Origin of the sequence: Actinoplanes aureus (assembly GCF_015704865.1) — a bacterium.
Lineage (GTDB): Bacteria > Actinomycetota > Actinomycetes > Mycobacteriales > Micromonosporaceae > Actinoplanes > Actinoplanes aureus.
This window is the reverse complement of record NZ_JADQTO010000034.1, coordinates 1-17,413: the sequence shown is the minus strand read 5'-3', so window position 1 is coordinate 17,413 and position 17,413 is coordinate 1. Positions and strand designations below refer to the sequence as shown.

Below are 17,413 nucleotides of genomic sequence, written 5' to 3'. Positions count from 1 at the left end.
CGCTCTCAGCCGCGCGGCAGGGTGGCCACGATCGAGTGAGCCACCCGGTCGTGCACGCCCCGGCCCTGGCTGTCCATGATCATTGCCGGGATGAAGAGCCCCAGCAGGACGGCCCGGATCAGGCCGCGCACCAGGCCGAGCGGACCGCCGCCCGGGTAGGCCGCGCAACGGATGCGGAGCAGGCGCATCCCGGGCGTCTGCCCGAACAGTCCGATGAAGAAGGTGTTCGCCACGACCAGCACGAGCACCGCAGGCCAGGCCTTCTCGAACGGGCTGGCGTAGAGGCTCGCGATGAGCAGGCAGAGCAGCCAGTCGATCATCAGGGCGGCCAGTCGCGGGCCGAATCCGGCGGGCTCCAGACGGGCCGGGACCAGGGGCGATTCGTTCGCGGAAGCAGCCACGTCTGCCGAGCGTACGCGATAGGGTCCGGTAGGTCGGCTCGCGCTCTCACGGTGCGTGCCCAATGCATGGCGTAACACGACGGAAACAATCGGGATACGCCGGGGCAACCCCGCACCCATAACGTCGCGACCAGCCTTGCGTGGCGGCCCGTGCCGCCCGGTATCGAAAACTGTGCCAGGAGGACGTGTGTTCGCCAATCCCGAGGAACTCCTGCGATACCTCAAAGACGAGGACGTCAAGTTCGTCGACGTACGGTTCTGTGACCTCCCGGGTGTGATGCAGCACTTCAACATCCCGGTCGAGTCGTTCGACGACAGTGTGGTCACCGACGGCCTCGCCTTCGACGGATCCTCGATCCGCGGGTTCCAGGCCATCCACGAGTCCGACATGATGCTGCTGCCGGACGTGGCCACCGCGTTCGTCGACCCGTTCCGCGCCCAGAAGACCCTTGCGCTGAACTTCTTCATCCACGACCCGTTCACCCGCGAGGCGTACTCGCGTGACCCGCGGAACGTGGCCAAGAAGGCCGAGGCGTACCTGGCGTCGAGCGGCATCGCCGACACCGCCTACTTCGGCGCCGAGGCCGAGTTCTACATCTTCGACTCGATCCGCCACGAGACCTCCGCCCACCAGGCGTTCTACTACATCGACTCGATCGAGGGCGCGTGGAACTCCGGCCGTGAGGAAGAGGGCGGCAACCTCGGCTACAAGACCACCTACAAGGGTGGCTACTTCCCGGTGTCGCCGGTCGACCACTACGCCGACCTGCGCGACATCATGGTGCGCCGCCTGATCGACACCGGCTTCACCGTCGAGCGCTCGCACCATGAGGTCGGCACCGCCGGCCAGGCCGAGATCAACTACAAGTTCTCGACGCTGCTGCACGCCGGCGACCAGATGCAGCTGTTCAAGTACATCATCAAGAACACCGCCCGGGCCGAGGGCAAGACCGTCACCTTCATGCCGAAGCCGCTGTTCGGTGACAACGGTTCCGGCATGCACACCCACCAGAGCCTGTGGCTCGGTGGCGAGCCGCTGTTCTACGACGAGACCGGCTACGCCGGCCTGTCCGACACGGCCCGCTGGTACATCGGTGGCCTGCTGCACCACGCGCCGTCGCTGCTCGCGTTCACCAACCCGACCGTCAACTCGTACCGGCGCCTGGTGCCCGGCTACGAGGCCCCGGTCAACCTGGTCTACTCCCAGCGCAACCGCTCCGCCTGCACCCGCATCCCGGTGACCGGCAGCAACCCGAAGGCCAAGCGCGTCGAGTTCCGCGTGCCGGACCCGTCGTCGAACCCGTACCTGGCGTTCTCGGCCATGATGATGGCCGGCCTCGACGGCATCAAGAACAAGATCGAGCCCCCGGCCCCGATCGACAAGGACCTGTACGACCTGCCGCCGGAGGAGTGGGGCAACGTCAAGCAGGTGCCGGGCTCGCTCGAGGCCGTGCTCAACTCGCTCGAGGCCGACCACGACTACCTCACCGCGGGCGGCGTCTTCACCGAAGACCTGATCTCGACGTGGGTGGACTACAAGCGCTCGAACGAGGTCGACCCGGTCCGCCTGCGGCCGACCCCGCACGAGTTCGAGATGTACTACAACGTCTGACGCATTCCAAGCTCGTGACCAGCGGTTTCACCCGCTGGTATGATCTTGGGCACAACTCGGGCACAACTTGAGGAACGGCGGTCATGCTCGGCTCCCAGCCGACGTGGCCGCCGTTTCGCCGCTTCCGAGTGCCCCGTCCACCAGCGACCGGGTGCGGTCCAGAGCGTCCGGCCATTCGTGCACGTACTCGTTGAGCGTGACCGTCGGCGTGGAGTGCCCGAGCGCCAGCTGCACCGTCTTGACACTCGCCCCGGCATGGATCAGCAGGGTCGCGTAGTAATGCCGGAGGCCATGAAAGCCCCACCGCATCGGCAAGCCGACCTTGGCTCGCACCGGCGTCCAGGTCCGCGAGAACGTCGATGCGATCACCGGCTTACCGTCGGCCCCTCGAAACACCAGCGCGGCGAGCCGCCGAGTCGGCCGACGCGGGTCGGTGTCGTCGTCGACCTCAACCGGATCTCCCAGGGTTTCCAGGTGCTTCCGGAGTGCCGCCGCCACCACGTCCGGCAGCTCGACCGTCCGGACGCTGGTCTTGGTCTTCGGCTGGCCCAGGTACGGCGAGCGGCCCTTGTGCGACTTGAGCTGCTGCCGCACTGACAGCTCGGCACGCTCGAAGTCGATGTCCTCCACCTCCAAGCCGAGCACCTCCCCCAGCCGCAGGCCGCATCCCGCAGCAACGTAGACCGCCGCCGACAGCCGATCCGGCATGAGCCCGGCAAGCCGGTGCACCTGCGCAGGCGTCGGGATCACCCTTTTACCGCGATCGATGCCGGGAAGCCGGATGTCGACGCACGGCGAACTCGCGATCAGCCGGTCCCGGACCGCCGACGCGAACATCGCGTTCAGGTAGCCGTACACCACTCGCAGTGTGGTCGGCGCCAGTACAAAACTCCGGTCCCGCACCCATGCCTGCACCTTGCTCCGCCGCACCTGCCCGACCTGGAGCTGTCCGAGGCCCGGCACGATGTGCAAGCGGACGGCATGCTCAACGCGGATAGCCGTGCTGTCGATGTGCAGTTGGCTCGCCCGCCACTGCTCGGCGAGGGTGGCCACAGTAACCCGCCCGGCCCGGTCATCAATGTACTGGCCCCTGCTGACGTCGGCCCGTACATTCGCGTCGAAGCGCTCAGCGTCGACCTTGCGCTCGAAAAGCCGTTCACGGCCCTCGCCTTGATCGTCGGTCCACCGGACTCGCCAACGCTTGCCCCGGCCGTGCTTCCTGGACGGCAGACGACTTCCGTCCGGACCACGCTCTTTCAGATACCACAGGTCGTCGACCGGCATCAGGCACACTCCCGGAACCAGGCGCGCACGTCCGCCGGGTCGTAACGCAGGTGACGGCCGACCTTCCGCGCACGGGGGCCGGTCCGGCGGTGCCGCCACTGGTAGAGGGTGCCAACCGGAACGCCGAGGTACTGCGAGGTTCGCTCGATCGACCACAGGTTCTCGCTCACGGTGTCGGTGGTCATTGCGATGGCACCTCCCTCCGGCTGACGGTCAGGTAGACGCGGATCTCGTTGGCGTGGCTGGCCGGGTGGGTGCTGGTCCGGCAGACGACCGTGTCGCCGAAGACGGCGGCGAGGTGGCCGGCTAGGTGGGTCTTCTGTGCGGTGACGACGTCGGCGGGGCCGATGAGTCGCACCGAGAGCAACGGCCGGGGCCGGGGCATGGCAGGCGGTTCCTTTCTCCGGAGGGTCAAGGCGGCCTTGACGCTGAAACGCGCGTCAGGCGGCAGTGGTGCTCAGGTACTCCCGAGCCGCCTGCTGGTGCTCACGGGCCATTGCGGCGGAGGTGTTGGCGAGCATGGCGTCGGCGGTGGTGTGCCAGCCCGCGCCGACGAACTGGAGGAAGTTGACGACCAGCGTGGTCGGTTGTTCGCCGGGCTCGGTCTGCTCCGGCCCGGCGTTCTGTGCCCGCCGGAACACGATCCGCCGGTTGCGCAACGTCGCGAACGTGATCCCGTAGCGGCGCGACTTCGTCAGGAAGTGGCCGCCGAAGCCGAGCATGTGAGCCCAGCGGCGCAGCCGCCGCCAGTCCGCATACCGGCCGAGCACCCACGCCGAGGACACCAGGCGTTCGACGTGCGTGCCGACCGGGTTGGCGTACAGCCGCACCGTGTCGGTCTCGGCGTGGTCGAGGCGGGGCGAGGTGTGGCCGGTGATCTCGGTGGATTTGGTGGCGTACTTCGACAGGTACGCGGCGACCTGGGCATCGGTCACCTGGCCCTTGCCCGCGACGGTGATCACCTTGGTGAAGACCTGGTCGCCCCAGCCGATCGGCCAGCCGCCGGGCCGGGCCGGGTGCGGGTCGGTGGTGAACGTGACCGTGGCGGCGGCATGGTCGATGGCGTCGACCAGGTCCTGGGCGTCGATCCCGGCAGGCGGGGGGACGATCGCGGTGGGGTCGGCCGGGTCGATGCCGTCCAGGCGCACGATGGCGTGGAAGTGGATGACGCCGCGGCGTTGCATCTCGGCGGCTTTGCCGAACGAGAGCCGTACCGGCGGCACCATCCGCACCTTGCCGGTGGTGGCCGAGCAGACCGGTACGTTCGCCAGGCCGCGCTGGCGGCACAGTCGCCGGATGTAGCGGTTGACGGCGATGGTGGTGCGGCGCCACAGTTCGCCGGCCGCCAGGTTCCACACGGTCTGCGCGTCGTGGTCGTAGCAGTCCAGGCACAGCGGCGTGCCGGGCCGGGTGTCGCCGAGTTCGTGGCGGGCGTAGCAGGCCAGCCGCACGCCGTGCGGGCATGTGACGAGGTTGCGGCGCGCGTGGCACGGTTCGGGGCGGCAGTCGCAGGCGGTGCGCTTCGTGCAGGTGTGCCCCTGCACCTTGCGGGTGTGCACCTCGCCGAAGCTGGGGGCGGTGAACGTGGGGAAGACGGCCGGATGGTGCGCCACCTGCTCGGAGACGCCCTTGCCGCCGACCAACCCGGTACGTATCACCTGGTAGGCGTCGCGGCGGTAGACCTCGGAACAGGCCGGGCACACCGACTCGCGGCGGTTGCCGCACGGCTTGTAGATCACCCCGTCCGGCATGTCCGCGGTGGCACGCTCGGCCAGCAGTCGGCCGGTGGCGGCCTCGACGGTGGCGATGGTGCCGGCCAGCCGGACCGGCCGCGTGCACGCGGAGGCGGATTTGACGTGGCTGAGCCAGGCTTGGAAGTCGGCGCGGGCGGCGCGGGCGACGGCTTGCAGGCGCAGGTCGGCTGACTGGCGGTACCAGGCGGGTGCGGTGAGTTCGGTGGTCATGCAGGCCACCCGGCCGGGTCGAGGCCGAACAGGGCAGGCTGTGCCGTCGCCGTGGCGATCGCGGTGAGGACGCGGGTGCGCCACGCCAGCGCGTAGCGGAGGCAGTTGGCGCAGTTGCGGTGGCCGGTGCAGCCGGGCAGGGCGGGTTGGCGGCGGGCTTGGGCGCTCCAGGCCATCGAGTCGGCCGAGGCGAGCAGGTGGCCGTGCCGGGCCAGGCCGAGGGTTTTGAAGCCGAACCCGTGCAGCCGGGTGATCCCGGCGCGGTGCAGGACGGTGAGGATCTCGCCGACCAGGGCGGTGGACTGGCGGCGGCATACCGAGCCGACCCCGACCAACGGCAGCCCGGTGAGGTCGATCCCGGCCCGGTGGTAGCGGTCGGCGCAGGCCAGGTAGTCGCCGGGTATCCAGCCCTGCACGACCGGCACCCACGGCAGACCGGGCGCCAGATCCCGAAGCTGCTGGTAATTGTCGACGGTGCGGGTCTGATGCTCGGCGACGCTTAGCCCCGTCTTGGCGAGCACCGGCGGTTCGCACATCCAGTCCTGCGGGGCGGCCCACGCGAGGTGGCCGATCTCGTCGCGGTAGCGGCGGACCCGGGTGGCGTAGACGGCCGGGGTGGGGCCGGTGTCCCAGGTGCCGTACTGGCTGAGTTCGGTGAACCCGCCGGAGTCCAGCGCCCACGGCGCGGCCGCACGCGGCAGCTGCCGGTAGCGGCGCAGCCGCCGGTCGGAGACGAACAGCGGCACCCCGAGGCGCAGCCAGTGCGGTTGATGGGTGCCGAGGTAAAAGCGGACCGGCTCAGCGCAGGGGGCCGTACCCGAAGCGGTTGCTTCAGGTACGACGCTCAACGTGGAGACGGTCACCGGGTCGCCTTCACAGGCGTGCCGTTGACGGTCGGGATCTCATCGGTGGGGTGGTGCGGGTCGAGGTCGAGCACGGCCAGGGCCTGTGCTGCCACCTCGGAATTCACTCGCAGGCGGGCGGCGAGCTGCCCTGCCTTGATCGGGCTGCCCGTCTCGGTGCGGTACTGCTCGGCGATCTGCCGAGCCTTGACCAGCAAGGCCGGGTCGACGGCCATCGGCAGGGGCAGCTGTGCGGGCTCCGGCTCGGTGACAGAAATGTCGGCGGCAGGAGCGGCCAGCGGCTCAGCCGAGGCAGTCGATGCGGTCTTGCGGGGTCGGGGCTTAGAGCTGCCAGCAGTGGCCGGCCGGGCGGCGGTCGGTCGTAGCGGGATGGTCGTCGGGCTTGCGGTGACCCGGGTGGCAACGTCGGCCGGGGTCGGCACGGCGTCGGCACGTGCGGCCGTCACGGGTTCCGGCGTCGGGGCCGGGTCCGGGGACGGCGTCGGGTTGTCTGCCGGTCGCGGCGCGATGTTGGGTGCCGGGACGGCGGGCAGGGTCGGGGCCGGGACACCGGTGGTGCCCGGGACGGCCGGGGCGGATACGGAGGTGGTGTGTCGGGGTTGGCTGGTGGCCAGGATGGCTCCGGTGGCCCCGATCATCAGCCCGTCGACAGCGAGCGGGCCGATGATGTACACGATGGTCTCGTCGCCGTAGAAGGCGAGCAGACCGGACAGGTGCCGATAGGACACCAGGGCAGCGACGAAGGCGACGGGTAGGAGCCCGACCCAGCGGATCAGCTGCCAGTGCAGGCGCGTCGGCCACGCCACGCGGGCGAAGATCTCGACGGCGACGAACAGGAAGACGGGCCAGACGACCGCGCCGACGACGGCACCCGCTTCGGGTGTCCAGTCGGCAGGGTTGGCGACTTCCTTGGGCGGGATGAAGGAGTGTGCGACGTTCGCGGCGATCGATACCGTGCCGCCGAGGGCGGCACCGATGTAGGCCCAGCGACGGCCGCTGATGGTAGTCATCGGCGGTCTCCGTTGCGGGGAGTGACGCCGCACAGCGGGCAGCGCCGGGAAGCGCCGCCTTGCCGTTTGAGGGCTCGTTCGTCGGCTCGGCTGCCGGTCCAGATTCGGGCCAGCGTCCAGCCGATGCCAGCAGCCTTGGCGACCGCCAGCAGGCGGGCACCGTGTCCAGCCGCATGCTCGGCGAGCCGTGCGGCCAGGTCCGTGGTCCAGCCGGTGTAGTGCCCGGCGTGGGCGTACGGACGGTCGAAATGCAGTAGGTAAACCGTTCCCGTCGTCATCACCTGGCTCCTCCCGTCAATCCAGTGCCGAGAGGAATGCGGTGAGCGCGGCACAGCCGAAGGCGGCACCGAGCAGGTCGACGGCCAGGCGCACCCGCTGGTACTTGCGGCGGGCGGACCGGGCCAGCAGCCACAGGGCTACGGCGTCTGCGTCGTCGTCGTGGCCTTGCCACTTGTTGGTCACCGTGTCGACGAGGTCGGCGCACAAGTCCGTGAAGGTAGGCGTGGCCCACCGCATGAACCCGTAGTTGCCGCCGAGTGCCGGCCGGATGGCCAGACCCAGCAGCACGATCGCCGCACCGATCAGCGCAGCGGTCATGGCCGCAGCCGCCAGGGCGAAGCCGTGCAGGTGGGCCTTGCCCGCCAGCGCGGCACCACCGGTCAGTGCTCCGAGAGACAGGCCGGTCAGGATCGACGCTTTCGTGTCGACCCGGGCGATCTGGGCCTGGACCTCGGTGATCGCGTCGGCGACGACGTTGTTGCTGATCTCGGTCAGGTCGGAGTGGGTCATAGCAGGGGCTCCTTTCCGCTCAGGTCGAGCAGGTGAAAGAGCTGGTCCGTGTGTGGTTCCGCCCCGACGGGCCGAACTGCCGGACCAGCCAGTGCCCGCGTGGTGCGGGTCTTGGTGGTTCCGATCAGGTCGGCGAACTGGACAGGGGACAGTCGGGCTACCGCGTCGTCGTTCTCGTGCCGCCGTCGCCGCAACAGCGGGCGGACGGTGGCGTTGGTCGGGCAGTCGCGCTGCCCGTCGGCGTAGCGGTGGCCGCAACCCGGGCAGCGTGATGCGGCCGGGTCACCGGGATGGTGGTCGGCGAACACCTGCACGAGGGTCGCCACGGACACGCTCAGCCCGGCTTTGGTCAGCCGGGTGTCGAGGGCGTGCCGATCGGACTTGTCGCCGTAGCGCTGCTGCGCGGCCTGCTTGGACACGCCAAGCCGGGTAGCGATCTCGTCCCAGGAGTAGGAGTACGGTTTGCCGCGCAGCCCGGCCACGGCCAGACGCGTCGCCGCGTCCAGCTCAGCGGACAGAGCTACCAGCGCGGCCAGGGCTTCGACATCCCCGGCGGACACCCGCCGGGCGTAGGCCCGCAGGATCCGCCGTGCGAAGGCGTCGAACTCACTGGTTTCGACCGGCCGCTTGGCGCGTTTGCGCGTCAAGCCAGCCTTGACGGTGTTCTTGCTCATCGGGTGCCACCGCCCGACTTCGCGGACCGGTGGCAGGAACATCCGCAGTAGCCGAATGCTCCCGGATCGGCGTAACCGTTGTAGTTGTTGCTGGCGCAGCCCGCATCGCACCGCGCGCAGTCGATGCCGTCGACTGGTGTCTCGGCTTTGACGAGGATGCCGGCCACCGGGTTGAACCGGTAGATCCGTCCGGCGTTGACGGCCAGCTTCGCCGCGATCGCGGTTTGCAGGTCGACACCGGTCATCTCGGCCAGGCCGACCAGGTAGATCGCGATGTCGGCGAGTTCGTCGGCCAGCGCCGCAGGCTGCTGCGAACGCCACGCGGTGAACGCCTCAGCCACCTCGCCGTAGAGCAGACCGAACTCCAGCGCGACGTCCGTCGTGTTGAAGCTCTTGCCGAGCTTGTTCGCCCAGGCGCTGGCCTGGATGTCACGGACGGTCAACTCGCTCATTGGAGGTCACCGCCGTCCAGCAGGACGATCACCTGTTCGGCCGTGATGCCGGACTCGGCGAGCCGGTCGTTCATCTCGTCGATCGCCTTGATGGCGTCGACCAGTTCCTCAGCCGGTCGGGTAGCGGCATCCCGCAACACGCGGGTCACGTCCTCCAGCCGGCGGCCGCGGGCGTCGTTGAACTCGTACGATTCCGAGCCGTCCTCGACCAGCAGATACCGGTCCAGGTGCAGCACGGCCTGCTCGAAGTCGGCGTAGCCCGGGTCATTGCGATGTTCCGCCGGAGCGTCGACCGGTCCGCCGTAGCAGGCCATGCCGATCGCACCGACCATGCACGCCGGCGGCGTGAACACGCCGGTCGTGCCGTCGTAGTAGGCGCCCTGAATCCAGCCGTATCGCTCCAGGTACGAGGCAGCCGAGCGCAGCACCAGCGGCACCGTTCCCGGCGCCTCAGCAGCCGGTATCTGGTCGAGCGCTCGCAGACCAGCGTCGGTGAAGACGTATCCGAACCCGGCGTCACTGGTTTCCCGCTCTGCGCGCTCGTGGCACCAGGCCTCGAAGCCGCCCGTGGTGGGAACCCGGTCGTGATCGAGCTCGTTCTCGCCCCACGCCTCGGCGATCTCCGCCGATCTGAACAGGTCAACAAACCTGCACTGGACATCCAGCACCGGCGTCACGCTGCCGGGATGCTGACGCCACGTGTCGATCTGCTCGAACCACGGTTCGCCGTCCCAGTAGTCGGTCATGATCTGGTCCGGTGTGACACCGTGCCGCACCGCGTTGACAGCCTTGTCAGCGAAGTCGACCGTCACCGAGGCGAGCGCTTCGCGGCCTGCGTCGGTCAGGACGTATCCCGCCGACTCGGCCAGCGCCGCCAGTTCCACGCACGGGTCGCAGGATCGCCCTTCGGCAACTCTCCAACCCGGCTCGGTCTCCTCCAGTGCAGGGACCGGTGATGCCGCCTTGCCCATCGCCGAGGCGACGTGGGCGCGGAAGCGGTTGGCGTCGGTCAGCAGACCGGCGAGCCAGGCCGCCGGGCCGTCCGTGTCGCGGCGAGACTGCTGCGCAGCGTTGTCAGGATCATGGGTAGGGTTCATCGTGCCGACTCCTTCCATCGGAGGTGAGTTGGTGCAGGGGCGGCGGCACCGGTCGGTTTTCCAGGCCTGTGTCCGGTGTCGTCCGCTCGGACCGAGGTCCGTGGTTGTAGGTGTTGGTGCTGGTCAGTGCATGTGCTGCACGATGGTGATACAGCGGTGACCACCAACCGCGAGCCCGCCAGCGAACAGCAGGATCACGACGGCGATCACGGCCGCGCTGAAACCCAGCGCCGCAAGGTAGGTCCAGATAAACCAGCCGCCGATAATCACGGCGGTCAGGAAGACCAGACCAACGATCGCGCCGAAGCCGAGCCAGAACCGGCGGAACTTCTTGTCCCGTTCCTTGATCTCGGCCTGGCGGATCTTCCAGCGCAGGTACAGCTCGGAGTTCCGCTGCTGCTGCCGGATGATCTCCGCCGGGTTCAGCAGCCCGTACCGGGTCAGGTCGGATTGCATCGCCGGGTCGACGTAGTGCACGACCCGGGTCTGATGGGTGTGCTGCACGGTTTGTCGTCGGGCCATCAGATCGGCCCTCCTTCTCGAACGTCGATCTCGTTGACCATGGCGGCGAGCCGCCACAGATTCGTGAGCTGATCGCGCGACGGGTCGGTATTCATCTCGCCGCAGTGCTCGCAGAACCGGACGCGGAACGTAACGCCGTGCATCTCGCGCGGCTCCCAGTCGCCGTGCCGGTGACCGGTGGCGAGGCAATCCGCGTGCAGAGCGCAGCTGGGGCAGCGCAGCTTGTTGCCCATGACGAGCCAGCCGTCACGGCGCAGCTCGCTGAGCGCCTCGGCCTCGCTCGCAAAATGGACGGTGAAGTCCTCACCCCAGCCCTCTGCGCACTCATCGCAGGTCACGCTCACACAGGTGTGCAGGTTGAAAGGCATCGGTTCTCCTTCCGATGATTCGTTCCGCCCGGTGAATTCCGGGAGGTCTGGTGGGCGCGTCAGGCCGCCGCCGCGACCGGGACCGGCCGCAGCTTGCGGCGCTCCAGGCTGGCCGGGGCGGTGGCGCGCAGGGTGGCCGCGTAGGCGGCGATGGCCGCGCAGGTGCGGTCATCCAGGTAGGCGACTTTGACCAGCTCGGGGCTGCCGTTCTCGGCGATCAGCAACCCCGCTCCGGGGTTGTTCGGGCTGATCGTGTTCGCTGACCAGCCCTTGGCGACCCAGCCGTGCCCGAGCACGATGTCCGAGCTGCTGTCGTTGGTGCAGCGCCCGCCGAACCGCCACGCGAACAGGTCACGCAGCGACGTCGGGATGATGTCCGACGACGGCCGCTGCGTGGCGGCGGCCACGATCAGGCCGACCGCCCGGCCCCGCGCGACCAGGTCACGCAGCCGCATCGAGAACTTCTCGCGCTGCGTCTTGTCCCCAACGGTGGCCGAGTAGTAAGCGATCTCATCGATAGCGACCAGGTACGGACCGAACACATCCCCCGGAATGATCTTCCGGCGTTCGCAAGCATCGAGGTAGTCGTACCGGTTGTCCATCATCTTCTGCAGCCGCCACAGCAGTACCAGGGCCTGCTCGATGTCCTGGCCGACGAACTCTTCCGCGCACTTACGCCACTGCCCCAGCTCGACCCGCTTACCGTCGAGCAGGACCAGCCGGCAGTCCAGCGACAGCGCGGCATGCGCGACGATCCCGTTGAGCAGACCCGACTTCCCGGAGCCGGGTTCCCCGCCGATCAGGATGTTGCGCTCGATCAGCGGGACCCGCTTCGGTTGGCCGAACTCGTCGATCCCGATATACACCGGGTCGAAGATCGACAGGGTCGGGCCGAGTTCGACCGCACCCTTACCGGTATCGGCGACCAGCATCGGAGCCATCAGCGCTCCTCCGGCTCGCTGTCCGGGTGCAGATCGGCGTGCTCGTAGCACTCGCAGTCACTTTCGTCCCGGCTGCACTGCCGGCAGCCCTTCGGGCATGCCAGGCAGTCGTCCGGCTTCGCGTCCTCGACGGCCCCTTGGGCCGTCAGAGCGTTCAGCAGACCCGACTTGCCGGAGCCGGGCTCGCCACCGATCAACAGGTTGCGGTGAATCAATTCGACGGTGTCGGGGGACAGGCCGTCCAGTACGGCGGCCGGGATCTCATCCGGGCTCGGTGTCGTCTGCATCAGAACGGCACCTCTGCCTTCGCGTCAGCCGGAGTGCTCTCCCACGGGTTGCTGTCCGGTGCCTGCGGCGGGACGAACCCGTCGCCCTTCGCGCGGGACAGCTTGGCGACCTTCGCCGTGGCGAACCGCAGCGACGGGCCGATCTCGTCGACCTCCAGGCCGTACGCCGAGCGCTTCTCGCCCTCCTCGGTCTCCCACCGCGACAGCCGCAACCTGCCGGTGACGATCACGCGGGTGCCTTTCGTCAGCGACTCAGCCACGTGCCCGGCCAGGTCCCGCCAGGCGGTGCAGTTCAGGAACAGCGGGTCGCCGTCCCTCCACTCACCGGACTGCCGGTCCAGCGTCCGGGGCGTGGACGCGACGGTGAACTTCGCCTGCGAATGACCCGAGGTCAGCACCCTGAACTGCGGGTCATCGATCAGGTTCCCAACGACCGTAATCGTGGTTTCTCCTGCCATTACCGTGACTCCTTCTCGATCCGAACCGAGGTGCTGACCGTCAGCACCTCGCAGGTCATCGCCGGCCGCCGCCGCGGGTGGGCTTGGCGGCCGGTTCGTCGAGTTCGATGTCGGCCAGTTCCAGGCCGAGCGGCGGCACCGCCGGGGACACCGGCACGTCCGCGTTGTCGTCGTTGGTGCGCAGGCTCGGGATCAGCAGCGCCAGCGGTGACTCCACCCGACCCGTCAGCGGGTCACGCCGGGTGATGTCGACCCGCACCAGCGCGGCATAGTGCTCCGAAGCCGCGTTCAACCGGATTTGTTTGGCGATACACGCCACCGCGATCGCCGCGGGACGCTCGTCCTTCTCCAGGTGCTCCAGCGACAGGCCCGGCCGCAGCCACAGCCACACCCGCTCACCCGCAGGCGTCGGACGTGCCCACAACAGCAGCGGCAACGCCGCCGGCCGCGAACCGCCGATCTGCGCGGTGCTGCGCACCAGCGTGGCGAAACACAGCCGCAGCCGATGCCGGACGATCAGACACCACGACCATGCCCACAGCCACTCACGAAGCCGATGCGGCGCAACTAGAGCCGTGGCCGCCGACAGGAGCGCCAGCAGCGCGATCCACCACGTCGTCGCATGCGCCAGCACGACCCAGCCGCCCACCACGAACACCACGGCCGCGATCTCGAACGACCACCACCACAGCACCCGCAACACCGGCCAGACCCGCACCAGCACCGCCGTGACCAGGCCCAGCAGCACACCAGCCACCAAGCCCAGCCCCACCGCCAGCAGCGGCGTAGTGAAGACCCACAGCACCGCACCAGCGATCGCCCAACAGCCCAGGCTCACGCAGATGAACGCGAGCCGAGCCCGACGCGCGTACCAATGCGATACCGGCGGCTCGACGATGGTCACCATGCCAACAGCGGAGTCGTCGGCAAGCCGTCTTCTCATCCTGAAAACCTCCCTTCGCCATTTCGTTATGAATGCAATGAGAAGGCAGCGAAGATCGGCGGTGTCAGATGGCGGAAGTTAACAGCGGCTAACAACCCGAGTTAACTCGTGCATGACGTGGGTCTATGCGTGCACACTGGACGCGGTCAGCATTCGAGAGGGTTGGTCATCATGGCTTACGAACAGTCGACGCGCGCGTCTACTCCCTTGCAGGCTGCCCGCTTGGAACTCGGCTGGAAGGCAGAGCAAACAATCCGGGCCTTGCGGGACGCGGCGACTGCTGCTGGCGCAACCGTCGCGTCGGCGCGAAGCCTGAAGACGATGCTGTCCCGGTGGGAGAACGGCCAGGAGGTGCGTGACCCGCTCTACCAGAGGCTACTTTGCCGCATCTACTGCCAGACGCCGGAGGAGCTGGGTTTCCCCGCCAGGGGCGCTGACCTGTCTGGGCGCTCTCATGTCGCGCCGCCAGTCGGCCCCGAGATGGTGCAGTACTTCCAGAACGTATTTCTGGAGCACTTACGTGCCGACAACCTGATGGGCCCAAGTCATCTAGTCGATGTGGTGAAGGCGCAGGCGAATCTTCTGGATCAGATGCTGCCGAGTGCACGAGGCCAAGTGCACGAGGAACTCGTGCTTCTGGCACTGCGGTATAACGAGTTCGCAGGTTGGTTATATCAAGATGCATGTAACGCTGAACTGGCGATGACATTTACTGATCGGTCGATGGATTATGCCTTGGAAATCGGCCGCCAGCGCGAGACTTCCTATGTGCTGATGCGTAAGGCGGACATAGCTGCCGACCTTGACAGGCCCGATCGAGTCTTGGGCCTTGCTGACGCCGCGCTTCGTGGTTCAGCGAAGTTGGCACCCAGGAGCAGAGCACTGGTCCTACGCCTACAGGGTCGAGCCCATGCGCGCCTCGGTGATGCTAGTGAGTGCGCACGAGCCCTCGATGCGGCTCGCGAAGAGGTCGAGCGTATGCACGAGCCGGACGGCCTCACCGAGTACTGCACTCCCGGCTATATCGGCATGGAGGCGGCCAACTGTTGGAGCAGGCTGGGACAGTTCGACAAGGCAGTGGGAGCGTACGAACGAAGCCTGGAGTCCTGGCCGGCTGAACTCCGCCGAGACCATGGACTCTGCCTTGCACGGCTCAGCTATGCCCACGCTGGCCGGGAAGACGTCCGGAGCGCGTGCGCCTGGGGACGCCAAGCGGTTGACATCGTTCGTACCGCCCCATCAGGCCGCGCACTGAGCGAACTTCAGCGTCTGCGCATCCAACTGGCGCCCTGGCGCCGCGATGCGGAAGTATCCGATCTGAGCGACCGGATACGAAGCCTGTTCCGCCCGGCCGCGTAGCAGCAGGGAGGGCCTGGCCTTGATCGACTTGATTACTACCGCAACTGCCAGAGATGAGTCAGGGCGGGACGCGCCTGTAGCGATCCTCCCCGTCGGCAGCTTCGAGCAGCATGGTGACTACCTACCCCTTGCCACGGACACGATCATCGCGAGTCTCGTAGCCTCCGAGTTGGCACGCCAATACTCTGCTCTACTTCTGCCGCCGATCACCATCTCCTGTTCACACGAACATGCTGGATGGCGGGGAACCGTGAGCATCAGCGCACGCACTCTGCATCACGTCGTCACCGACATCGCTGACTCCCTGGCAGCAAGCGGAGTACATCGCATGGCAATCGTCAGCGGCCACGGTGGCAACTACGTGCTGGGCAACGTAGCGCAGGAAGCCTCTGTACGAGGACCACGCATCGCCGTCTTCCCCCAGGGTCCCGATTGGCACCAGGCACGCGAGGACGCGGGTATGGAAACCGACGGCTACGAGGACATGCACGCCGGCGAGCTGGAGACGTCGCTGCTTCTGGCGTTCTATCCGGAGGTCGTCCGCCCTGGAAACGAATCAGCGGACTGGACCGCCGACCGGCCGCACCTGCTCACTCTGGGCATGGCCGCATACACCAAATCCGGCGTTGTCGGTCGCCCGTCTCTCGGCACAACGGCGAAGGGCCAACTCGCCATGGCGAGCCTTGTCAGGTCGTTCGGTGACACGTACAACGTCTTGAGGAACGCGCCAGGCTAGCGTTGCCCGGCCCGAGCCGCCGATTCACGCCGTTCACGCTTGGGAGCACGCCGTGCCCGACGAGATGGACGAGCTCTCGCTTGTAAGTTCCGGGCGACTCGTCCATGGGCGTCTCGCTACGGCTGTGACCTCGGAAGCTATCTGGCACTATCTCGGCTCGACCGAGATCATCTGGGCCGGTTGCTGTCAGGGTTGCTGTCAAGCCCGCTCGCGATTCGCGCCCCTCCAGGCACGCCCCAGGTTGGTGTCGGCCACCTCCGTTGCCGTCAGCGGCTGCCGTCAACTGCCCTTTCGACCTTTTCAAGTGCTTCCTCGCTGCGTTCCTCGGCCCTACGCACCCGGTCGTCGATATCTCGGATCTGAACGTCTGAGACGGCGAACACAGTCGTTAGCGTGGTTCGTGTGAGGTAGTAGCCGCCAAGAAAGCCATTACCGAGGTAATAAACCAGCATGCTTCCCGCCATGCCAATGCTACCCGGATCGCCACCTATAGCGTCGGCTAAGACCGCCGTTAGCCGACGACCAGCGTCTGCGATGTGTGGGAGTTGAACAAGGCTAACTCCCACCAGAATTTTTGTTAGCCAGTCGGATATCTGTTCAAGATTGGTGTTTACGCGTAGCAGCGCCGGACGCGACAAATTTGAGGATGCAACCTCGTCCACCTGGGCGCTTCGCGGGATGCCGAACAGGAACCCGGCAAAACCTCCAGCAACGGCGGCTGCAGCTGACACCATCGACCCGACGCCTACTATTTGGAGAAAATGGGATCGATTCGCTAATCCGTAGATTACTAAAGGGACCGCTCCCGCAACAATCAAGAAGGCTCCGCCGACCGAAAGCTTCTTCAACGCGTTTAAGAAAATGTCGACGCTACGTTCGGCTGAGATCTCTCCTTGCTGAGCCATGTCAATCCTTTCGCACCTTGATCCGAGATGATCGCGCGTTGCTACCCTTCTGTGGATGGACCGTCCCGCCTTGGTGGCTTACGACTAGTCTGCCTTTACTAGCGGCACACTGTCATAGAATGCAGTCGATCTGACAGTTCAATGCGCCTTGTAGCGATCTACCCTCTACGTCCGAAAGCGTTTGGTATGGCAAGGTTGTCGGATGAACCACTTCACCTGGGGAAAGCGACCTACATACACGGTCCCGCTTGACCCGAATCGGAGGCCGCTCGGTTAGCGGTTAGCGCAACCGGCTGGCCACCCCCGTCGCGGCTCCGACAAAAGCTGGGGCACCTCGCCTACATGGCCGCAAACCCGGCGAGGATCCCGGCGCGGTCGCGTCCGCAGGACCTGTGGGCACACATGTGTCTCGCGTTGTGGGGCGCTGGAACCGCCGGGTCCGCGCCCAGCGAAGCACCCGGGCGCGGACCCGTGCGGCGGGCCGCAGGCCCGGCCCCTTTAGAGGCACCGCGAGCGGCCCGTCAGGGCCGCTTTAATTTCGTACAGAAACTTTGAACAGCTGATCCTTGAACAATCCTTGAACAGCTGGTCGTGAACAGCTGGTCAGTGAACAGCTGGTCGTGTCGTGTATCAGGATCTGCGTGACAATCCAGTCTCGGGACGTGGGTGACACATCCGGCTAGGAAGTTGCCGCTAGGTCGGAGGCTAACGGACGCCTGACCTTCGTCTCTGGATGCCCTACAGTTGA

21 protein-coding genes and 1 pseudogene are annotated in these 17,413 nt (G+C 67.2%); 3 read left to right on the top strand and 19 right to left on the bottom strand.

What is annotated here, in order from left to right; translation table 11 throughout:
• Positions 1-5 precede the first annotated feature (5 nt).
• Positions 6-401: an RDD family protein gene (locus I4J89_RS42340; protein ID WP_309238724.1), complete on the bottom strand. Its 396-nt coding sequence runs from the start codon at positions 399-401 to the stop codon at positions 6-8.
• 187 nt (positions 402-588) lie between these two features.
• Between I4J89_RS42340 and glnA the strand changes: the two genes are divergently transcribed.
• Positions 589-2,013 (top strand): type I glutamate--ammonia ligase, encoded by a 1,425-nt coding sequence (glnA, locus tag I4J89_RS42335; protein WP_196419865.1) that lies wholly within the window; start codon positions 589-591, stop codon positions 2,011-2,013.
• 81 nt (positions 2,014-2,094) lie between these two features.
• Here the strand turns inward: glnA and I4J89_RS42330 are convergent, their stop codons facing one another.
• From I4J89_RS42330 to I4J89_RS42250, 17 genes and pseudogenes are all read right to left on the bottom strand, one after another.
• A complete protein-coding gene (locus I4J89_RS42330; RefSeq protein WP_196419864.1) occupies positions 2,095-3,297 on the bottom strand; it encodes a tyrosine-type recombinase/integrase in 1,203 nt (400 codons plus the stop codon).
• Positions 3,297-3,482: a helix-turn-helix transcriptional regulator gene (locus I4J89_RS42325; protein WP_196419863.1), complete on the bottom strand. Its 186-nt coding sequence runs from the start codon at positions 3,480-3,482 to the stop codon at positions 3,297-3,299. The genes I4J89_RS42330 and I4J89_RS42325 overlap by 1 nt, the downstream gene beginning before the upstream one ends.
• Positions 3,479-3,682, bottom strand: a complete 204-nt coding sequence (locus I4J89_RS42320) for a hypothetical protein (protein WP_196419862.1) — start codon at positions 3,680-3,682, stop codon at positions 3,479-3,481. Before I4J89_RS42320 ends, I4J89_RS42325 begins: the two co-directional genes overlap by 4 nt.
• A 55-nt stretch (positions 3,683-3,737) precedes the next feature.
• Positions 3,738-5,261, bottom strand: coding sequence for a replication initiator (locus I4J89_RS42315; protein WP_196419861.1), 1,524 nt, complete (start codon positions 5,259-5,261; stop codon positions 3,738-3,740).
• Positions 5,258-6,109: a deazapurine DNA modification protein DpdA family protein gene (locus tag I4J89_RS42310; RefSeq protein ID WP_230860534.1), complete on the bottom strand. Its 852-nt coding sequence runs from the start codon at positions 6,107-6,109 to the stop codon at positions 5,258-5,260. The genes I4J89_RS42315 and I4J89_RS42310 overlap by 4 nt, the downstream gene beginning before the upstream one ends.
• An 11-nt stretch (positions 6,110-6,120) precedes the next feature.
• Positions 6,121-7,134 carry a hypothetical protein gene (locus I4J89_RS42305; RefSeq protein WP_196419860.1) on the bottom strand — a complete coding sequence of 338 codons (1,014 nt, stop codon included), beginning with the start codon at positions 7,132-7,134 and terminating at the stop codon, positions 6,121-6,123.
• Positions 7,131-7,412 carry a GIY-YIG nuclease family protein gene (locus I4J89_RS42300; RefSeq protein WP_196419859.1) on the bottom strand — a complete coding sequence of 94 codons (282 nt, stop codon included), beginning with the start codon at positions 7,410-7,412 and terminating at the stop codon, positions 7,131-7,133. Before I4J89_RS42300 ends, I4J89_RS42305 begins: the two co-directional genes overlap by 4 nt.
• A gap of 16 nt (positions 7,413-7,428) precedes the next feature.
• Positions 7,429-7,923, bottom strand: coding sequence for a Pycsar system effector family protein (locus I4J89_RS42295; RefSeq protein WP_196419858.1), 495 nt, complete (start codon positions 7,921-7,923; stop codon positions 7,429-7,431).
• Between the two features lie 386 nt (positions 7,924-8,309).
• Positions 8,310-8,597, bottom strand: a pseudogene (locus I4J89_RS42290) (hypothetical protein); the annotation flags it as partial.
• Positions 8,594-9,049 (bottom strand): MazG-like family protein, encoded by a 456-nt coding sequence (locus I4J89_RS42285; protein ID WP_196419857.1) that lies wholly within the window; start codon positions 9,047-9,049, stop codon positions 8,594-8,596. The pseudogene I4J89_RS42290 and the gene I4J89_RS42285, both read right to left, overlap by 4 nt.
• Positions 9,046-10,146 (bottom strand): DUF6197 family protein, encoded by a 1,101-nt coding sequence (locus I4J89_RS42280; RefSeq protein WP_196419856.1) that lies wholly within the window; start codon positions 10,144-10,146, stop codon positions 9,046-9,048. Before I4J89_RS42280 ends, I4J89_RS42285 begins: the two co-directional genes overlap by 4 nt.
• Positions 10,147-10,269: 123 nt before the next feature.
• Entirely contained in the window at positions 10,270-10,623 is a 354-nt protein-coding gene (locus tag I4J89_RS42275; RefSeq protein WP_196419855.1) for a tetratricopeptide repeat protein, read from the bottom strand.
• Positions 10,624-10,667: 44 nt separating this feature from the next.
• A complete protein-coding gene (locus I4J89_RS42270) occupies positions 10,668-11,036 on the bottom strand; it encodes a hypothetical protein (RefSeq protein ID WP_196419854.1) in 369 nt (122 codons plus the stop codon).
• Between the two features lie 59 nt (positions 11,037-11,095).
• Entirely contained in the window at positions 11,096-11,977 is an 882-nt protein-coding gene (locus I4J89_RS42265) for an FtsK/SpoIIIE domain-containing protein (RefSeq protein ID WP_230860533.1), read from the bottom strand.
• Positions 11,977-12,264 (bottom strand): hypothetical protein, encoded by a 288-nt coding sequence (locus tag I4J89_RS42260; RefSeq protein WP_196419853.1) that lies wholly within the window; start codon positions 12,262-12,264, stop codon positions 11,977-11,979. The genes I4J89_RS42265 and I4J89_RS42260 overlap by 1 nt, the downstream gene beginning before the upstream one ends.
• Positions 12,264-12,722, bottom strand: coding sequence for a single-stranded DNA-binding protein (locus I4J89_RS42255; protein WP_196419852.1), 459 nt, complete (start codon positions 12,720-12,722; stop codon positions 12,264-12,266). Before I4J89_RS42255 ends, I4J89_RS42260 begins: the two co-directional genes overlap by 1 nt.
• A gap of 55 nt (positions 12,723-12,777) precedes the next feature.
• The gene (locus I4J89_RS42250) at positions 12,778-13,665 is read right to left on the bottom strand and encodes a hypothetical protein (protein ID WP_196419851.1); all 888 of its coding nucleotides are present in this window, start codon (positions 13,663-13,665) and stop codon (positions 12,778-12,780) included.
• A 171-nt stretch (positions 13,666-13,836) separates the two neighbouring features.
• Between I4J89_RS42250 and I4J89_RS42245 the strand changes: the two genes are divergently transcribed.
• Entirely contained in the window at positions 13,837-15,024 is a 1,188-nt protein-coding gene (locus I4J89_RS42245) for an NsdA family TPR-like regulatory protein (protein WP_196419850.1), read from the top strand.
• 22 nt (positions 15,025-15,046) lie between these two features.
• A complete protein-coding gene (locus I4J89_RS42240; protein WP_196419928.1) occupies positions 15,047-15,760 on the top strand; it encodes a creatininase family protein in 714 nt (237 codons plus the stop codon).
• Between the two features lie 266 nt (positions 15,761-16,026).
• Here I4J89_RS42240 and I4J89_RS42235 read toward each other — a convergent pair whose 3' ends face one another.
• Complete coding sequence (locus I4J89_RS42235; protein WP_196419849.1) at positions 16,027-16,665, bottom strand: hypothetical protein; 639 nt, start codon at positions 16,663-16,665, stop codon at positions 16,027-16,029.
• Positions 16,666-17,413: the final 748 nt, after the last annotated feature.